We start from the raw sequence: 17540 nt of genomic DNA on the forward strand, positions 1-17540 counted from the left end.
GCCAAGAAGCCACTCTGGTTTTTTCGTCTATCAAAAATCATAAAAACAACATGAAATTAATCCAAAAAGCTTTGCTGCTAGGGTTTGGAATGGCCGCGGCGAGCTCCTCCGCCATGGCGGCGTTCACATTCACTAACGGAGACATGATTCTGGGTTTCCAAGCCAGTGGCGGCACGGGAGCTTCGTCAACGGTGTACTTCAACCTCGGCTCCGGCGTTGGCGCCCGTGATAACCCCTACCAAGGTCTTGTAGGCAATATCAGCTCCGCCCTGTCCAGCGCCTACGGCGCAAACTGGTATTCGCGCACGGATCTCTACTTCGGCGTACTCGGCAACCTTAACTTCGGAAAAGAAACCCCGGGGTTTGGCTACCAAGCCCCTGTTAATGGTGATCCTTCCCGCACCTTCTACGTTTCCACCCCCAACTCGGGCAGTCTCTATACCGTGGGCAGCTACAGCGCTAACTCACTTGGAGTTGCGGGAAATAATTTCAGCGGCATGGAAGGCGTCCTCGGCAGCTCCTCCAATTACACCGCCAACGGCGAAGCGGCCATCATCACGATCGACCTCAACACCTCCCCGGTTGTATCGGGCAACGTCTGGTCTGCTTGGGTATCCAACACTGGCACCGCTCTGAATACCTTCCTTGATGTCCAGCAGAACTTCGGCAAGGGGACCTCCAACACCTATGCGGATATTCAGCGCATCATAGCCACCGACACGGGTGCGAATCCTGCCGGCGTCCTCGGCGGCGGCACTTTTGAGACCACCCTTCAAATCGGCTCCAACGGCGATATCAGCCTGATTCCGGAAGTCTCCTCCACCTTGCTGCTGGGAGCAACAGGTATTGCCGCCGCATTCCGCCGCCGCCGTTACCAACTCGCCTGATCCCGTTAAAATCAAAAACCAAACACAAAACACAAAAAATCTAACATACAATATCATGAAATCAAAATTCGCAATCCTCTTCAGCGCACTCACCATCGCCGGTGGCATGCACGCTTCCGCCGCCGATGTGTTCCTGAACTTCACAGGCTCCTCCGCCTTCCGTTCGGCAGCCCACGCCACTTTCAAGGCCATGCTTGGCGGTGCCACCACCGAGATCGCCTACTATGTCGCCAATGATAACACCCCCGTCTCGCTCGATCTGGCGACCACGTCGATCTTCAAGGGCACCAGCGCCGCATTCCCTGGTGACACGGTGTATGTCCGTTGCTTCTGGCAGGGTTCCGGTGCCGGCATTGTCGCCGTAGCGAACCAAACCAACATCAACTTGCTCACCAAGGCAAACACCTTGACCACCGGTAATGGAACACAGGTATTTGACACCCCCGGCACCCCCACCAGGCTTTTGGAAACCGGCAAGGCGCAGTGGGCGTTTTCCGACGTGGCGAAGACTCTCTCCACCACTCCCAATGCCACCTTTGACGGCCAGAGCGGTCCTATCGGCGTACAGCCGTTCATCTATCTGCTCGGCCAGAACAACTCGCTGGCCGGTGCGACGCTCTATAACAGAATCACCAACATGACCACACAAACGCACAACGCGCTGTGGTCCCTCGGCACGCTCCCAGCTTCGGTATTCTCCGGCGTTGCTACAGATACACAAACCGCCCTTGCCTGCGGTCGCAGTTCCACATCGGGCACCCGCCTCACCTCCCTCTCCGAGACCAAGTACGGCGCATTCACCAACGTCCAGCAGTATTCCGCTGTGGTGACCGGGACCTTCCCAAATGCCACGCTCGGTGCGGTTTCCGGCCCAGTGAACACCGGCCTTTCGGATAACCTCGCCGTGCACAAGCTGCTCGTCGCCGATGGATCCACGATGACCCTCGGTGGCAGCCCTGTCGGTTCCGATGCATTCTTCGTCGGCTATGTGGATGCCACCGAAGGTGTGGCCGCTGTCGCTGAAGGTGCCAAAATGCTGAGCTTCAATGGAGTTCCCTACACCGTGGCCAATGTGAAAAACGGCAGCTACACCTTCTGGGGCTACGAGCAGCTTTATCTCGTGAGTGGTGCCACCGCTGCCCAGAAGTCGTTTGATACGTCTCTCCGCAGCGGCATTGTCGCCAACCTTCCAACCAACGCCATCGCCATCAGCGCCATGGCTGTGACACGCTCGGGCGGTGACGGTGGCCCGGTCCTCCCGCTTCAGTAATCCGCTGGATCGTAAATCAATAATTCAACTCCAGGTGTCCGCTACCAGCGGACACCTGGTTTTTCTCTTTCCATGAAATTCTGGCATCTCATTGCTGCCGCACTGGTTCTTACTTTGGCGGTTCTCCGGTTCACTCCCGGAGCCATTCCGCGTGCCGTCGAAACGAGTCCGGTACCAGCGGCGACAAAAGCTCCCCAACCTGACCGCCCGAGTCCCGGTTCCCTTTCCCCGCAACATGCCATTCCGCCGTCAAATCCGTCCTTGAACAGGACTGGAGACATGGCAGCAAATCAAGGCAGCGAAGCCATTCCCATCGAGGCCACCGCAGCGGTTCCGCACGCCAAACCCACTTCCAATCCCTTTACAAAAAAACCCGGAACCGCTCGTCACACAGGTGACCCGTTGCCATCCGTTCATCACGCAAGCGCTCTGTTGCCAGCCGCCGATCAAGCAAGTAACGTGTTGCCGACCGCCGGACAAGCAGGCGCCCAGTTACCAACCGCCGGTCAAGCAGGTGCCGTGTTGCCAGCCACCGGTCAGGCAGGCACCGTGTTGCCAGCCACCCGCACTGCGGAAGGCCCGGCCACTTCCATAGCGCCCACAGGTTCGGAATTGGCACCAGAGCGGATAATTACGGCCGTTTCCGCAGAAGACCCCGTTCCCCAACCGGCGGCATTGGCGGATCTTGGCAGCGGCTCCACGCTCACTCCTGAACAGGATCACGAGGTCCAGCAAATGGCCGAGAATTGGGCAGGGGAACTCTCAGGTTCAGGTCTTGATCCCGCATCTCCAGAATACCGCCAATTCTGGGACGATGCGGTGCGCCAAAGCGATCTCATTTTCACGCAACTCTACGGCGGAGAGGCGTGGCATGCCCATCATATCGCAGCCTACCATCTCGCACATGCCGCGGAGGAGCAACAACAACAATGACTTCACCGCACTTGCGGGCTCTTTTTCCCTTCCGATGCCCCATCCATTTTCCAATTAATTCCAACAAATCCATCCGCCGAACTAACCACTTTGCTCCGCCAACCATCCTCATCATGAAACAGCCATTTATTATCGCCTCCGCGCTGCTGATCGCCAGCGCGGCCTCGTCTTTCGCCGCCCCCTTTGCCTTCCAGAACGGAGACCTGATTCTCGGTTTTCAGGCCATCGCGGGAACAGGTGCATCGCAAAACGTCTTCGTCGATCTTGGTTCGGCCGTGAGCCTTCGTGACAATGGCAACGCAGGCCAGCTCGCCAACATAGGAACGACGCTTACCACCGTTTTCGGAAGCAACTGGTATTCGCGCACGGATCTCTACTTCGGCGTAATCGGCAACCTCAACTTCGGACGAGAAACCGCAGGGTTTGGTTACCAAGCCCCTGTTAATGGTGATCCTTCCCGCACCATCTACATTTCCCAGCCAGCGGTTTCCGCGGGCAGTGCCCAGATAATCCCCGCGGCAGCCTATTCCACCAACGCCCTTGGAGTGGCTGGTAACAACCTGGCGGGAATGGAAAACATGTTGGTCACCTTGACCGCTCAGGCCAATGGCTCGGCCATCCTCGATCAAACCTCTCAATCGATCGAATGGCAGAATGGCTGGACCACATGGAATCCGTCTTCGGGGGCCGCATTCAATACATTCGATGGTGGAATCCAGCAGAACTTCGGCAAAGCCGGCTCCGCAACCTATGTGGACATCCAGCGGGTGCTCCCCAGCAACACAGGTGCCGTGCCGGCTGGTGTCGCGGGCGGCGGCACTTACGAATCCACGATTTCAATCTCCTCGACCGGTGTCATTACCGCGTCATCCGCCGCACCGGTTTCCGCCTATGATACCTGGATCGCCACCTTCCCCTCGATCACCACACCCGCGAACAAGCTGAGCTCAGCCGATCCCGACGGCGACGGCGCGACCAATCTCCAGGAGTTCGGTTTCGGTGGAGATCCTTCGAACGGCACCGACCGTGGAACATTACTGACACAGACGGTCGATGCCAATAATGACACGTTCAAGGACATCACGTTGACGATTGAAGTGCGCAGCGGTGCCAGCTTCACGTCATCCGGCAACGATCTGGTGGCCGGGCCGACCGACGAATTGAGCTATCGTATCCAAGGCAGCACCAATCTTGTGGACTGGAACAGTCAGGTGAGCGAAGTGACTCCGCATCTCGGCACGGGATCGCCAAGCACCGGCTATCAGTTCAAGACCTTCCGACTGAATGCCGGAAACGGACTGAGCGGCAAGGGCTTCCTCCGCGCCACCGTGGTGAAGTGAGTTAGCGCGTCGGGATGCTCCGGTTAGACGACAGCCCTTCCTGATTCATGCAGGGAGGGCTTTTTTGCATCCTCACCGCTTTCAACCCCGCCGCCGCTCCAACATCACCAGCATCATGAAGGAAAGGAAAAGATTGAGCTCCTCCCGTGCTGTCATTTCGCCGAGCTTCTCGATTTGGAATCGCCCCTCCCAGAACGCCGGTTGCTTGGTCATCCGCATCGCCAGCACTCCGTTAGATCGGGTGGCGGCATACCTCGGGTGAAAGACATAGCCGCTGAACATGCCGAGAATGGGAATGTCGCTGAAAATCGCATCCGCCACCTTGGACCAGGCGTTTTCCTCCTGGATGGAAAAATCCGGAACCTCGTCGCCCGGATTGAAGGTTTCGTAATGCGCCTTCCAAAGCGAGCGCCAGCCACGCCGACCGACGCTGCCGATGGGAGCCCCATGGGCATCGGTGGAAAAGTAGCGGGCGGACCAGTCGATGACTTTGTTCGCCTTGATCTCTGCTAGACGGGTTCCTTGGGATTTGTCCGTCCAGATTTCCACATGCTCGCGGAACTTGAGCAGCTTCTGCTTGGTGTAGAGCACCGTGCGGCCCGTCGCGTCGGTGACGGTCGCCTGGCTGGCCAGCGCCAGAATCTTGAAGGAAAGCGTCAGCGGATACTGGATTCCCTGGAGGTGGCGCGAAATATCATCCGTCGCCGGAATGGAGGGAATCGATGGCGGCGCGTAGGGGTTCGGTTGGTTCATGGGCAGGACGCTAGCCAGCCTGGCCGCGGCGGGCAAGTTGGATACGAAGTCATTAGCCGTATCCCCTTATTTTCCCGCATCCAACAGCCCGGCAGCATAAGCTCGGAAAACTTTCGCGATCTCGTCGCGTACGCGGCGGAAAACCACCATCTGCTCCTCCTCGCTGCCGGTGGCGTGGGCGGGATCATCGAAACCCCAGTGGTGGCGGTTCATCTGGCCGGGGAACATCGGGCAGGCTTGGTCCGCGTTTCCACAGACGGTGATGACGGTTTTCACTTCATCGGATAGAAATTCATCCATGTGCTTCGAATGATGGCCGGAAATGTCGGTGCCGATTTCCGCCATCGCCTTGATGGCGAGTGGATGGACGTAGCCGGCGGGTTTCGAGCCGGCGCTTTCGACGCGGAAATTTTCATCGAGCGCGGCGCGCAGGATGCCTTCGGCGAGGTGGGAGCGGCAACTGTTGCCGGTGCAGAGGATGAGGATGGCGGGTGGTTTCATGGGAAGAAGTTGATGGTTGGGAGTTGATGGTTGATGGGAAAAAATGAATGAATGAAAGCCGGAATGAATTGCCTAAGGGCCAGCCGATCAGGGCTTCGCCCCTTGGATGAAAGTCTGTGATCACAGCCTCTGGATTCCGCGGTTCGTTGGATGTGCTTCTTGATCTTTCCATCAACAATCAACCATCCACTATCAACTCTCTCCCCGGCATTTTCCTCCGCAGCAGCCGGACTCGCGGGTGCCGATACAGAGCGGGATGGCGATGAGGGCGCCGAGAACAGTGGCAAGCGGATAGAGCCAGAGATGTTGGAAATTTCCGCTGACGATGGCGGGAGCGAGAGAACGGGCGGGGTTCATCGAGGCACCGCTGATGGGGCCGGCGACCATGGCTTCCAGGGCGATCACCGCGCCGATGGCGATGCCGGCGGTGATGCCTTTTTCCTTCGCGCCGGTGGAGACGCTCAGAATCACTAACATCAGGATGGCGGTGAGCACGATTTCGAGGATGAAGCTCTGCATGACGCTCCCCGCAGGCATTGTGGCTCCGAGTGAATGGATGTCAGGAAATAGAATTTTCACCAATCCGCTGGCGGCGAAGGCTCCGCCTAACTGAGCGGTTGCGTAGCCGGGAACATCCTGCCACGGGAACCTTCCGGCGGAGGCGAAACCGATCGTCACGGCGGGATTGAGATGCGCGCCGCTGACGTCGCCGAAGGTGTGGATCATCGCCAGCACGACGAGTCCGAAGACCAGAGCGATCCCGGCATGGCCGATGGCGCCACCGGTGGATTGATCGACGACGATGGCTCCGGTGCCCGCGAAGACTAGGGTGAAGGTGCCGAGAAATTCCGCGAGCAGGCGTTTCATAAGGAAGGATTGGGGATAAGAGATTTTGGATAGGAGATGGGAAGAAATGAATGAATGAAGGCCGGAATCAAATCCGCGCACCGCTTTTTTCTTTCTCTATCAACCATCAACTTTCAACTCTCAACTTCTTCAGCAGCAGCCGCTTGGTCCGCAGCAGGGGGCCTTGCCGCCGATGGCGGGGAGGCGGAGATCGGGCAGGCCGCAGAGTTCGGGGGCGAGGCACTCGGTGTGCTTGTGGGCGAGATTGAGGATGACGGCTTCGCCGGTGAGCTCGTGGCCGGAGATGGTGTATTGGGAAATAACCCGGTCCTCGTATTCGACTTCCACGGGAATGGTTTCGTCGGTCAGATAGGCTTTCGCCTTTTCGAGGATCTTCGCCATTTTTCCGGTCTCGATGCGATGGTCGTAGTCCTCGCCGACCCAGATTTGGAGCTGGCAGGTGATGGATTCGCGGAGTTTCCCGCCGCAATCGAGAAAGGTCTTGTGGACGCGGCCGACTTCGGTGACGTGGAAGGAAACGGGCACCGCATTCCCATCCGGCAGCGCGATGCGGAAAAAGCGGTCGGAATGCTCGGTGAGCAAGGATTTAAGTTCGGAGAGTTTCATGGTTTCACCCGCTTTCTGACAGACAAGGTTTTCGGGCCGGGGCAGCAGCTGTTCTCGCGTTTGGCGAGACGCTGGATCGATCGCTTGGCGTCGGTTTTGAGAATCGCCCCGTCGGATTCGGCGAAAAACTTCGAGAGCGATTGGATGAGCTTCCGGTAGTCGCGATGGATCTGGAAATAGGTCCACTTCTCGCACTTCTCGCCCTCCAGCAATCCGGCCTTGCGGATGATCTGGACGTGGCTGGAAACGGAGGACTGCGGCATTTCCAGAATGTCCGCGAGTTCGCAAACACAGAGCGCGTCATCCAGCACCAGCCGGACGATCCGCCATCGGGTGGAATCCGCCAAGGCCCGCGAAAAGGAAATGATTTTCTCCATGACGGGATCTTTCGTAACGACTTTCTTCGTTATGACAAGTGAAATTCCCGAAGATCTAAAATCCCTGCCGGATCTATGCGTCCGGTGCCACATCGCCGGACGCAAGCTGGCGGGCTTCTTTCGCCGCGACTTGATGCCGGATCACCTTCTTGCCCAGCGCGATACTCGGCATTTCGAAAATTCGATAGAAGACCCACGAAGCCGCAAGAACCGGAATCCATGTCGCGACGCAGGCCAGCATCATCACCAGCGGATGAAAATGCTGACCGTGGAAAAACTTCTCCATCACACGCGGAACCAAGGTAAGGACCGGGAAATGAAGCAGATAGATGCTGTAACTGACCAGTCCCGCGAAACGCAGATGATCCGCGATCCATTTCGGCACCATCGACGTCCATTTCATTTCCCCCTTCAGCAGGCGGTCCATGATGCAGATCGTCGCGAGGGCCGCGAAAATGAATGCGAAAAACGATAGTGGCCGGATATTGGCGGTGATCACCATGAGGATCAGGAAAACCGACGGCGGCACCTTGGCGAAGGGAAGCTCGCGACGCAGGAGGAATGCATCCGCCGCCGCAGCACCGATCGACCAACTGAACCAATAGTATAGCGGCGAACCGATGATCCAGTAGCTGCCGCGGGTGCCATAAACCTCATAGAAGATCGCATCGTAGCTCCGCATGGCTATTTCCACGACTCCCAAAATCAAAAGCGTCCTTGTCCATGATAGTTTCCGAACGAACCAAATCAAAATCGGATAGATCAGATAAAGTTGGAACTCGATGGCGACGCTCCAGAAGGTGGTGCAGATTCCGGAAAACAGCTTTGCATCGAAGTTGTGAACGAGAAACATGTGGCTGCCAAACATTACCAGGCTGTCCAACGTGTTGAACGGAATGTAATGCCACGGCGGAAGGCAACTGAAGATCAGCAGCGCGACGAGGTAGGGCGGATAGATCCGAAAGAAGCGCCTGAGAAAAAACACCGCGTTGCTCTTGTCGCGCGAACGCTCGTAGCTGAGATGGATGCAGAATCCGCTGACCACGAAAAAGATCGCCACACCCACCCACCCAAAGGTCAGCGGCAGGAGTGCGAGGAACGTGGGGTCGGCGTTGAAATCATAAAACCAACCGTTCCATTTGAGACTGTCATAGCCATAGCCGATTCCCAAACAGTGGAACAGGAAAACGATCAGCACCGCGATGCCGCGGATGTGATCCAGAAACGGAATATGGGTGTCGTTGCGTGTCATTGGGGGGACCGTTTTTCTTGGGCAGCTAGACTGCTTTGAAATCTCCTTTGCCGGCAAATCGATAGACGGCCATGGCACCGGGTTATAAGAATCCTCACTTCAAGGCAACTTCAAAAAAGCAGCCGTGGACTTCAGTCCGCTCTTCTTACTTCCGTATGGCGGACTGAAGTCCCGCACTACTTTTGTAAATCCGCAGGCGAGATGGCCGCGACATCGGCACTGGCCAGCCAACCGTGAAGATTGGTGCCAGGGACCTCGACATAGAGGAAATCACCGTTGCGTTCTCCAAGGCGAACGATGCGCCCCGCTCCGGCAGTGCCGAGGGATTCCGCCTTTTCAAATGGAGAAAGCCGGACCGCCGCCTGATCTGATAGAACCACGCCGCGGACCGCATCCGCGCGGCGCAAATAAAGGGCGGTGGATCCCGTGGCGATGGCGACGCCGGCGCAAATTCCGAATCCCACCGCGAGATGACGCATCCGGCGGGCGTTCAAATCCACCGTGCCGCACAGTATGGATAGAGCGCAAAGGACCAACGCGCTTCCTGCCACCAGCCACGACCATTCGTTGCGGCTGAGGTGGTTGATCACAGTCTCCAGACGAGGGTTGATCCCGGATTCCTCGAATGCCGTGACCGCCTTGCGAGCGAGAGCGAGATTCGCCAGCAAATCCGGATCGCGCGGAGTGAGAAGGCGGGCACGCTCGTAGGCGAGGATGGCCGGACCGTATTGTTTCAGACTCTGATAGCTGTTGCCGAGGTTGTAATAAACGGCGGGATCGGGTCCCTGGTCGGCGATGATTTTCTGATAGGATGCGGCGGCGGCGGCGAAATCACCCGCCGAAAACTGCTGGTTCGCTTGTTCGAACGGGGTCGAGAATGCGGATGACACACCGACAAACAACGCCATCAGGCCGAGAAGAAATTTCCTATTCATGTCAACGTGCGGAAGGTGTGAGTGATGCCATGGCTTCATCCAGCAAAGTCCGCCACCCGGGCAGGATCTCGCCCGTGGACTGACGGCTGTATTCATGGCGGTCAGCCTCTGAGAAGAAACGTGCGACCGGTGAATCGGCAGGAACACGGGATTGCACTTCCGCCGAAGTGATGGCTTGTGCGGGCTGGTTCCACAACGCGCCGAGGCGGTGCTGGATCGCAAGCCGGGAGGCGGCGAAAAATCCGGTGACATCCTTGGAGGCGGCGCATTTTCCGGCGGCTTCAAGCGCCTCGCGGGTCGCCTTTTCCATCGCCATGCGGGCGATTCGCTGCGGATCACTGCGACGAACGCGGAACCACCCGAGCAATCTCCCAAAAATCGCCAGCACCACAGCGAATCCTAACAATTTCATGAATGCCGGACGCTCAACCAATGGAACAAGTGTGGCACCGGGTGCCTGTTTCGTGTGTTGTCCGACAAGTCCTACCGCTTTCTTTTCAATCTTTTTTTCGGGAGCCGGAGGAGCAACCGCCACATCTTCGGCGATGTCCTTGCCAGTCACCTGGATCTTCTTCGGTGCCGTTGTCAGCGTTTTGTAGGCGGCGGCATCGGGATCGAAATAACTGAAGGCCAGCGCCGCCTCCTGTTCCCCGCCCTTCCGCGGCACGGCGCTGAAGCGGAAGCTCTTCGTCCCGGAAAACGAGGCTTCGTCACTCGGGGTGAAATCGCTCTTTCCCGGATAACTCTTCCACGCGCCGGAGGGAGTTAGATCCGGTGCGTTCACCAGGGAAAAATTCCCGGAGCCGTTGATCTGCGCAGTGATCTGCTGCGGTTCGCCGGTTTTCCATTCGGCAGGGATCTCGTAGGCATCCAGCTTGAATTTGCCGACCGCCCCGGTGAATCCCGCGGGCCGGCCTTCCGTCGGAAGCGGCAGTACTTCGATTTCCTGGTCTTCGGATTTCAACGTGACGTCCTTCTGGATCATCGGGACGTTGATGTTGTCGAACATGCTGTTAAAAAAAGGATCGTCGAAAGGACCGCCCATCTGTCTGCGAGGCTTCGGTGCGGAGGTGTCACGCACGGCCACAGTTGCATCCAAGGACAGCGATGCCGGGTATTTACCGGCCTTGGTGGCTGAGATGCCGCCGTACCAGGTGACGACCAGATAACGTTTGCCATCCTTGATTTCCTCAGTCTGCTGCGGTTGCCCGCTGACATTGTGAAGGGTGAATGCCTTGCCTTCCGGCTGGATTCCGCTGCGAAGCCGCGCGCGGGAATCCGCCGGCAGCCAGGCGCGGATGCGGACCGGGGCGATCTCGCCGACATAGGCATGCTTGCGGGCGTTGTCCGCAAGCTCCACCGTTAGAAACCCGAACCGCTTCTCGCCGGTTTCCTCCTGCGGAGGTTCCGCCTGCTGGGCATTGGGATTGGCAGGCGGCATTCCCGGTGGCGGTTGTGCGGCTCCCGAATCGAGGACCTTGAGCTTCAGCGGTTGGGTGGAATATTCTTTCCCGTCCACCGTGACACTCAAGGCCGGGATGACATAGTCGCCGGGTGTGTTAGATCCCACGACGTAGTTGTAAGTCACGGAAACCGTCGTAGTCCCGTTGAACATCCGCATTTGCTGGCTCTGACCGCGAGGTTGCACGATCAGTTTGTCCACGGCCGGGATCACCGGTTGACCGGCACGACCTCCGGAAATGGTGAGGGTCAGCACGGCACCGTTGCCGGCCGGCACCGATTCGCGATCAAGAGCCGCCTCGACCTCTGCCGCAGCGGCAAACGATGCGGAGAACAATATCGTTAGAAAACACGTCGCGATGGCTTTCGCAATGCCGGGTAAACCGTTTCCTCGATGGAGTGAAGTCACCATGTCTTGCCTTTCGTTGAATTGTCCGGAGTGGCGAACCGGGTGCGCCGCTGCTGTGGAATCGGGATCACCGTGCGCTCATCCTGGCGTAAAGCTTCGAGAAGTTGCTTGGCTTCCTCGGGAGTCATTTCCTGCTTCTGGGCGCGCTCGTTGTTCATCGTTCCCTCCTTCTCTTCGCCGGGCTTCTTGTCGCCTTCTTTTTGTTCCGCGGAGTCCTGCGGCTTTCCATCCTCGGGCTTTTTCCCGTCCTTGTCCTTGGATTCCTGGCCGTCCTTCTGGTCTTTGGCATCCTTCGGGTCCTTACCGTCTTTAGAGTCTTTTTTGTCCCCGGGCTTTTCTCCATCCTTGGGGTCTTTTCCATCTTTGGGATCCTTGCCGTCCTTTGAATCTTTTCCGTCCTCGGATTTTTTGTCGTCTTTGGAATCTTTACCATCCTTGGAATCCTTTTGGTCCTTGGAGTCTTTACCGTCTTTGGAATCCTTGTTGTCCTTCTGCTCCTTATCGTCTTTTTGATCTTTATCGTCCTTCTTGTCCTTGTCGTCCTTTTTTTTCTGATCGTCCTTCTTGTCGTCTTTTTTCTGCTGCTTCTTCAGTTCCTCGAGTTTCTTCTCCACGAGCGCCTTGTTATACTTCGCATCTTCGTCAGCGGCATTGAGCGAAAGCGAATCCTGATAGGCCTTGATCGACTCTTCCCAAGTCCTGATGGTTGCCTCCGGATCCTTTTCCAACGTTCCCTGGCCGGTTCGATAAAGCGTGTTCCCCAAATTGTAATAGGAACGCTGTTGGAGCGCCAAATCGGATGTGCGCAATGAGGACTTCAAGGACTCGGAGGCTTTCGAGAAATCCCCTTTTGAATAGGCCTCGGTGCCCTGATTATAGATCTTGCGCGGGTCCTGAGCCGCTTCAGCAGCTCGGCTAACCGACATCCCGGAAATCATGAATCCGAGAATCCATGCCGTGACCGCCCGCGGGGAAACCTTCGCGCGGCGGGCTACGGAAGGAAGCGCCCGCGCCTTCTTCGGACGACGACGGTCTCCAATGAAAAATTCCAGCAGCAGCAAAATGATCGCAGCTCCCAAAGGCCACTCGAAGCGTTCCAGCGGAATGCGCTCCATCCGTTGGTTCAACTCGCTTTTCGGAACTAGCCTCAGCTTTTCCTGATAGATCGTCGTCAATCCCTCCGCGCCACGACCGAGCGGCACATAGAGGCCGCCGGTTGCCTCCGCGATTTGTTTCAAAGTGGATTCATCGAGTTTCGTGTGAACGACCTGTCCGTTCTCATCCCGCACAACGTCCATGCGTCCGTATTGCGCTTGGACGGGAATGGTCGCGCCTTCCGGACTGCCAACCCCCACGGTGTAAATGGCCATGCCTTTTTTCGCCGCGGCCTTGGCGGCATCGATCACCGAGCCTTGCAGATCCTCGCCATCCGTCATCAGGACAAGCACGCGATGGTTGTTTCCATTTTCGTCGAAAAGCCTTTCCGCTTCCTTGATGGCGCTCGCCAGATCGGTTCCCTGCCGCGGAATCAGATCGGTATCGAGCGCGTTCAACGATTCCCTGAACGCATCGTAGTCAAGGGTCAGCGGACAAAGCGCGAAAGCACTTCCGGCAAACGGGATCAAGCCGACGCGATCCCCTTCCAGCTTGGCCACGAAATCCAGGATGCCGAGCCTCGCGCGTTCAAGCCGATTTGGTGTTAGATCCTCCGCCAGCATGCTCCGGGACGTATCCACGGCGAAGAGAATATCGATCCCCTTGCGCTTCACCTCATGCCACTCGTATCCCTTTTGCGGACGGGCAACCGCGACGAAAGCGGCGAATACGGCGAGCAACCAGAGCGCGCGTTTCAAATTCCGCAGACGCGGGGAAAACCCTTCGGTCAGCCGTTGACGGAAACGCGGGTGGATCAGTTTCGCAAGGTCCGCGTCGCGCCGGCGGTCGAAACGCACATAGAGCGCGATGATGCCAGCGCAGGCCACCAGGCCGGCGATCATCCAGAGCGGCTGGGCAAAATGCAGTGAATTGTCGTCCATGGTCATCGGAAATCGAACAGTTAGGGCAAGCGCCGGTAGCGGGTTTGGCTGAGAACCAGCTCCAGCAACATCAGACAAAGTCCGGGTGCGAGGAACCACAGATAGAGTTCATCATACTGCTGGTATTTCTTCAGCTTGCGGGTGGTTTTTTCAAGTTGGTTGATCGAGTCGTAGATTTTTTCCAACGAATCCGTGTCGGTGGCGCGGAAGCTCTGTCCGCCGGTGGCTTCGGAGACTTTCCGCAGCATTTCCTCGTCGATCTCCACCTTCACCATTTGCATGTGGGTGCGGCCGAATGCGTCCTGGGCCGGCATCGGCGCCTCGCCCCGGGTTCCCGTGCCGATGGTGTAAACCTTGATGCCAAGAGCCTTTGCGGCTTCGGCGGCGGTCAGTGGATTGACCGATCCGGCGTTGTTCACGCCGTCGGTTAGAAGAATGATGATGCGAGATTTCGCGGTCGAATCCCGGAGATGGCCCACCGAAGAGGCAATGGCCGAACCAATCGCCGTTCCATCCTCGACCTGGCCCATGTTCACGCTCTTCAACCGCTTGCCAAGATACTCATGGTCGAGCGTCATCGGACTAACAAGATAGGGCCGTCCCGCGAATGCCAACATGCCGATTTTATCGTTAGGCCTTTGGGCGACGAACTTCCCGACGACATCCTTCACCACCTCCAGGCGATTGACCTCCTTTCCTTCGAGCTTGAAATCCATCGCTTCCATCGAGCCGGAAACATCCAGCGTGAGGATGATGTCGATTCCGCTGGCCTCAACTTCCGTGGAACCTTTTCCGTGACGAGGCCGGGCGAATGCCACGATGAGAAACGCGAACGCCAGCAAACCGAGAAACGTCATGAACCCGCCAAATCTGGAGCGCGGCCTGGCACCGGCACCGAGGGCGTCATCCGTGGACGGCATCTTCACCGCGACAGGACTGCCCCAGCGGCCCTTCCAAATCGCCATCAGCGGCAGGAGCAGCAGCAGGAAGAGAAATTCCGGATGAACAAATTGGAAACTCTCAGTCATGGCGTGAGGGCTGTGGACGTGGAGTTAGAGACCGCGGTCGAGGTGACAAACGATCGTGCCGCCTGGACCAGCTCGCCACGCTGTTGGGTGTCGAGATTCGAGCCGGCGAATTTCGCGAGATCGCAGGATTTCAAAAACACGCGCAAGTGATCACTCTCTCCTGCGAGTGATTGGGATTCGTCCTTCGCCAGATCCCGCAGGAATTCCTCGGTCGTCCGGCGCGGGGCAGCGATGCCGAAACGATCCGCAATGTATTGCCTAACCGTCTGGGCGGCGCGGTTGGCGAAGGCTTCGGCTTCGAGTGATTCGCGATTCGCCTCGAGTTCCGCAAGTGATGCAAGTGCGATCTCCGGCGGGCTTTTCCGACGTTGTTTACCGCGGTAGCTGCGCCAGATGAACCAGGCCACGAGCACTAACAAAACTCCGCCGCCCACACCGAGCCAGAACTCGAAATGAGGTTTCTCCGGCACGGGAATTTCCACCAGCGGCTTGGGTCCTCGAATGTCTTCGGCCGCCGCCGGATTCTGCGCTGCCAGATGACCCGCGGCGCCAAGGAGCGATGCGGCCACGGCTGAACCTACGAAATGAAATCGGGAAATGGATCTGAATGCTAACATCTCAAAATAAGATCAGCCTGAACGTTGGCGGCGGCTTTGGAAAAAACCCATCAGCGCGGGCATCCAGTTTTCCCCGTTGGTGAACTGAAGGAGATCGACTCCAAGCGAACGAATCCGCATGGCGGTTCGCTCGCGGCGTTCACGGGACTGTTTTTCGAACGCCGTGCGGACCTTCGCGTTGCCGGTGTCGATCTCGACGACCTGACCGCTTTCCGCATCCTCGATGCAGATCCGACCGACATCCGGCAGCGATTCCTCGCGCGGGTCGGTTACGGAAACCGCGATGACGTCGTGACGGCGGTTAGTAACTTGGAGTTTGTTGCGCAAGTGGTTGAGACGCTCTTCGAACGGAGCACCGAGACAGAAATCCGATACAAGGAAGATGACTGATTTCCGATGGATGACCTGATTCGCGAAATCCAATGCTTTCGCGATGTCAGTGCCACCGCGCTCGGGTTGGAAATACAAGGTCTCGCGGATCAGGCGCATGATGTGCATCCGGCCTTTTCCCGGCGGAATGTATAACTCCACCTCGTCGCTGAAAAGAATCAGCCCGACCTTGTCGCGGTTGCGAATGGCCGAGGCGGCGAGAACGCCCGCGGCTTCGGCAGCGAGTTCGCGTTTCGAATCCACGACGGACCCGAAATCCGATGACGCGCTGACATCGATCATCAACAAAATTGTTAGCTCCCGCTCCTCCGTGAAAAGCTTCACATGAGGATCACCGGTGCGCGCCGTGACGTTCCAGTCGATGGTCCGCACATCGTCGCCGGGCACGTAATTTCTTACCCGGTCGAAGTCCATTCCGCGCCCCTTGAAAACGCTGGCATAGCGGCCTGCCAGCGAATCATCGACGAGCCGGTTCGTGCGAACTTCCATCCGCCGGACACGCCCGAGAATCTCCGCCGCGCGGGCCTCGTCCTCAACGCTAACAGGCGTGCTGGCTTTGCGCTTGATCATGATGTTAGGCTATTGGAATAGGGGGCATGGACGTCTCGTCCATGCGAAGGGACGAGACGTCCCTTCCCCTTAAGGTACCGGCAACTCATCGAGAATGCGCGTGACGATTTGCTCGCTGTTAAGACCTTCCGCCTCCGCCTCATAAGTGACGGTCACGCGGTGGCGCAGCACGTCCATCGCGACGTTTTTCACATCGTGCGGCGTGACGTAGGCACGGCCGTTGAGGAAGGCATGGGCCCGGCTGGCGAGCGCGAGATTGATGGTGGCCCGCGGCGAGGCTCCGACACGGATCAGCGGTGCGATGTGGACGCCATATTCATCCGGGCGACGGGTCGCGTGGACCAGCTTGACGATGTAGCGCTTCACCTTTTCATCGAGGTAAAGACCGTTCACCACCTTGCGGGCCTGCTCGATGGCCTCAAGACTAACAATCGGCTGCGGCACCGGCATTTCCTCAGTGGTGCCTGCCAGATCGAGCACGCGCATTTCCTCGTCCTCGGTCGGATAGTCCATCACGACTTTCATCATGAAACGGTCGAGCTGGGCTTCGGGCAGCGGATAGGTCCCTTCCTGCTCCAGCGGATTCTGCGTCGCCAGAACAAAGAACGGAGAAGGCAACGGAAACGTCTGCTCGCCGATGGTCACCTGCTTTTCCTGCATCGCCTCCAACAGCGCGCTCTGCACTTTGGCGGGAGCCCGGTTGATTTCGTCAGCGAGGATGAAATTCGCGAAAACCGGCCCGTGCTTCACCCGGAAGCGCGCCTCGCGCGGATCGTAAATTTCGGTTCCTACGATGTCCGCCGGCAGCATGTCCGGAGTGAACTGGATGCGGTTGAATTTCGCATTCACCAGCGAAGCCAGGGTCTTGAGCGCCAGGGTTTTCGCGAGACCCGGAACGCCCTCTAACAAAATATGTCCCTTCACCAGCAGGGAAATCAACAGCCGGTCCACCAAATCGCTCTGACCGATCAAATAGCGGCCGATTTCTCCGCGCAAAGGATGGATCCAGTGGGATGCCTCGCTGACCTGGCGCTCCGCATCCGTCTGGCTCGCAGCGGCTGGCGGGTGATTTTCCGTTTCAAATGTCATGTTTCGATATCGTTGAATCTGCAATGTTTCATGGCGTTTTCGCGCCACTCCCTTGTAGCGACAAAGTGTCCCGGACTCGTCTAAAATCCATCGATTCGCGCCGCCACGGGCGGCAATTTGCCCGGCACGAGGCCCGCATCCAAGCGCCAACTGCTATTTCGCCAATCGGCCGCGGTCGCACGCCATTTTCCCAGCCGAAATTTCCACCCGTCGGCCCTC

General features: G+C 57.8%; 17 protein-coding genes. 4 read left to right on the plus strand and 13 right to left on the minus strand.

The annotated features are described in order from the left end of the window. Positions 1-50: 50 nt before the first annotated feature. From ABIQ96_RS12700 to ABIQ96_RS12715, 4 genes are all read left to right on the plus strand, one after another. Positions 51-887 (plus strand): hypothetical protein, encoded by an 837-nt coding sequence (locus ABIQ96_RS12700; RefSeq protein ID WP_348214971.1) that lies wholly within the window; start codon positions 51-53, stop codon positions 885-887. A 55-nt stretch (positions 888-942) separates the two neighbouring features. Further along, entirely contained in the window at positions 943-2157 is a 1215-nt protein-coding gene (locus ABIQ96_RS12705; protein WP_348214972.1) for a hypothetical protein, read from the plus strand. Positions 2158-2436: 279 nt separating this feature from the next. Further along, positions 2437-3090 carry a hypothetical protein gene (locus ABIQ96_RS12710; RefSeq protein WP_348214973.1) on the plus strand — a complete coding sequence of 218 codons (654 nt, stop codon included), beginning with the start codon at positions 2437-2439 and terminating at the stop codon, positions 3088-3090. 113 nt (positions 3091-3203) lie between these two features. Further along, on the plus strand, positions 3204-4430 hold the full coding sequence (locus tag ABIQ96_RS12715; RefSeq protein WP_348214974.1) for a hypothetical protein: 1227 nt from the start codon (positions 3204-3206) through the stop codon (positions 4428-4430). 81 nt (positions 4431-4511) lie between these two features. On the opposite strand, the gene ABIQ96_RS12720 is transcribed toward ABIQ96_RS12715, so the two are convergent. The 13 genes from ABIQ96_RS12720 to ABIQ96_RS12780 all read right to left on the minus strand — a co-directional run bounded on the left by ABIQ96_RS12720 (position 4512) and on the right by ABIQ96_RS12780 (position 17321). Next, positions 4512-5183, minus strand: a complete 672-nt coding sequence (locus tag ABIQ96_RS12720; protein WP_348214975.1) for a hypothetical protein — start codon at positions 5181-5183, stop codon at positions 4512-4514. 66 nt (positions 5184-5249) lie between these two features. Next, positions 5250-5684, minus strand: a complete 435-nt coding sequence (locus ABIQ96_RS12725) for an arsenate reductase ArsC (protein ID WP_348214976.1) — start codon at positions 5682-5684, stop codon at positions 5250-5252. Between the two features lie 192 nt (positions 5685-5876). After that, on the minus strand, positions 5877-6551 hold the full coding sequence (locus tag ABIQ96_RS12730; protein WP_348214977.1) for an aquaporin: 675 nt from the start codon (positions 6549-6551) through the stop codon (positions 5877-5879). A 129-nt stretch (positions 6552-6680) separates the two neighbouring features. Next, complete coding sequence (locus ABIQ96_RS12735; RefSeq protein WP_348214978.1) at positions 6681-7157, minus strand: DUF6428 family protein; 477 nt, start codon at positions 7155-7157, stop codon at positions 6681-6683. Then, entirely contained in the window at positions 7154-7534 is a 381-nt protein-coding gene (locus ABIQ96_RS12740; RefSeq protein WP_348214979.1) for a metalloregulator ArsR/SmtB family transcription factor, read from the minus strand. The genes ABIQ96_RS12735 and ABIQ96_RS12740 overlap by 4 nt, the downstream gene beginning before the upstream one ends. Positions 7535-7607: 73 nt before the next feature. Then, positions 7608-8786 (minus strand): acyltransferase, encoded by a 1179-nt coding sequence (locus ABIQ96_RS12745; RefSeq protein WP_348214980.1) that lies wholly within the window; start codon positions 8784-8786, stop codon positions 7608-7610. Positions 8787-8962: 176 nt separating this feature from the next. Then, on the minus strand, positions 8963-9721 hold the full coding sequence (locus tag ABIQ96_RS12750) for a tetratricopeptide repeat protein (RefSeq protein ID WP_348214981.1): 759 nt from the start codon (positions 9719-9721) through the stop codon (positions 8963-8965). Between the two features lies 1 nt (position 9722). Beyond that, positions 9723-11594 (minus strand): BatD family protein, encoded by a 1872-nt coding sequence (locus ABIQ96_RS12755; RefSeq protein ID WP_348214982.1) that lies wholly within the window; start codon positions 11592-11594, stop codon positions 9723-9725. Next, positions 11588-13627, minus strand: a complete 2040-nt coding sequence (locus tag ABIQ96_RS12760; RefSeq protein ID WP_348214983.1) for a VWA domain-containing protein — start codon at positions 13625-13627, stop codon at positions 11588-11590. Before ABIQ96_RS12760 ends, ABIQ96_RS12755 begins: the two co-directional genes overlap by 7 nt. Before the next feature lie 20 nt (positions 13628-13647). Next, complete coding sequence (locus ABIQ96_RS12765) at positions 13648-14655, minus strand: VWA domain-containing protein (protein ID WP_348214984.1); 1008 nt, start codon at positions 14653-14655, stop codon at positions 13648-13650. Beyond that, positions 14652-15224, minus strand: coding sequence for a DUF4381 family protein (locus ABIQ96_RS12770; RefSeq protein WP_348214985.1), 573 nt, complete (start codon positions 15222-15224; stop codon positions 14652-14654). The genes ABIQ96_RS12765 and ABIQ96_RS12770 overlap by 4 nt, the downstream gene beginning before the upstream one ends. 60 nt (positions 15225-15284) lie before the next feature. Continuing rightward, positions 15285-16232: a DUF58 domain-containing protein gene (locus tag ABIQ96_RS12775; protein WP_348214986.1), complete on the minus strand. Its 948-nt coding sequence runs from the start codon at positions 16230-16232 to the stop codon at positions 15285-15287. A gap of 69 nt (positions 16233-16301) precedes the next feature. Beyond that, a complete protein-coding gene (locus ABIQ96_RS12780) occupies positions 16302-17321 on the minus strand; it encodes a MoxR family ATPase (RefSeq protein ID WP_348214987.1) in 1020 nt (339 codons plus the stop codon). Positions 17322-17540: the final 219 nt, after the last annotated feature.

Source organism: Luteolibacter sp., assembly GCF_039920825.1.
Lineage (GTDB): Bacteria > Verrucomicrobiota > Verrucomicrobiia > Verrucomicrobiales > Akkermansiaceae > Luteolibacter.

Bases quoted from the DNA above. Each gene is read 5' to 3' on its own strand.
- ABIQ96_RS12725 (WP_348214976.1), bottom strand. From the start codon at position 5,684: ATGAAACCACCCGCCATCCTCATCCTCTGCACCGGCAACAGTTGCCGC.
- ABIQ96_RS12720 (WP_348214975.1), bottom strand. From the start codon at position 5,183: ATGAACCAACCGAACCCCTACGCGCCGCCATCGATTCCCTCCATTCCG.
- ABIQ96_RS12705 (WP_348214972.1), top strand. From the start codon at position 943: ATGAAATCAAAATTCGCAATCCTCTTCAGCGCACTCACCATCGCCGGT.
- ABIQ96_RS12740 (WP_348214979.1), bottom strand. From the start codon at position 7,534: ATGGAGAAAATCATTTCCTTTTCGCGGGCCTTGGCGGATTCCACCCGA.
- ABIQ96_RS12760 (WP_348214983.1), bottom strand. From the start codon at position 13,627: ATGGACGACAATTCACTGCATTTTGCCCAGCCGCTCTGGATGATCGCC.
- ABIQ96_RS12715 (WP_348214974.1), top strand. From the start codon at position 3,204: ATGAAACAGCCATTTATTATCGCCTCCGCGCTGCTGATCGCCAGCGCG.
- ABIQ96_RS12700 (WP_348214971.1), top strand. From the start codon at position 51: ATGAAATTAATCCAAAAAGCTTTGCTGCTAGGGTTTGGAATGGCCGCG.
- ABIQ96_RS12750 (WP_348214981.1), bottom strand. From the start codon at position 9,721: ATGAATAGGAAATTTCTTCTCGGCCTGATGGCGTTGTTTGTCGGTGTG.
- ABIQ96_RS12775 (WP_348214986.1), bottom strand. From the start codon at position 16,232: ATGATCAAGCGCAAAGCCAGCACGCCTGTTAGCGTTGAGGACGAGGCC.
- ABIQ96_RS12710 (WP_348214973.1), top strand. From the start codon at position 2,437: ATGGCAGCAAATCAAGGCAGCGAAGCCATTCCCATCGAGGCCACCGCA.
- ABIQ96_RS12780 (WP_348214987.1), bottom strand. From the start codon at position 17,321: ATGACATTTGAAACGGAAAATCACCCGCCAGCCGCTGCGAGCCAGACG.
- ABIQ96_RS12755 (WP_348214982.1), bottom strand. From the start codon at position 11,594: ATGGTGACTTCACTCCATCGAGGAAACGGTTTACCCGGCATTGCGAAA.
- ABIQ96_RS12735 (WP_348214978.1), bottom strand. From the start codon at position 7,157: ATGAAACTCTCCGAACTTAAATCCTTGCTCACCGAGCATTCCGACCGC.
- ABIQ96_RS12745 (WP_348214980.1), bottom strand. From the start codon at position 8,786: ATGACACGCAACGACACCCATATTCCGTTTCTGGATCACATCCGCGGC.
- ABIQ96_RS12730 (WP_348214977.1), bottom strand. From the start codon at position 6,551: ATGAAACGCCTGCTCGCGGAATTTCTCGGCACCTTCACCCTAGTCTTC.
- ABIQ96_RS12765 (WP_348214984.1), bottom strand. From the start codon at position 14,655: ATGACTGAGAGTTTCCAATTTGTTCATCCGGAATTTCTCTTCCTGCTG.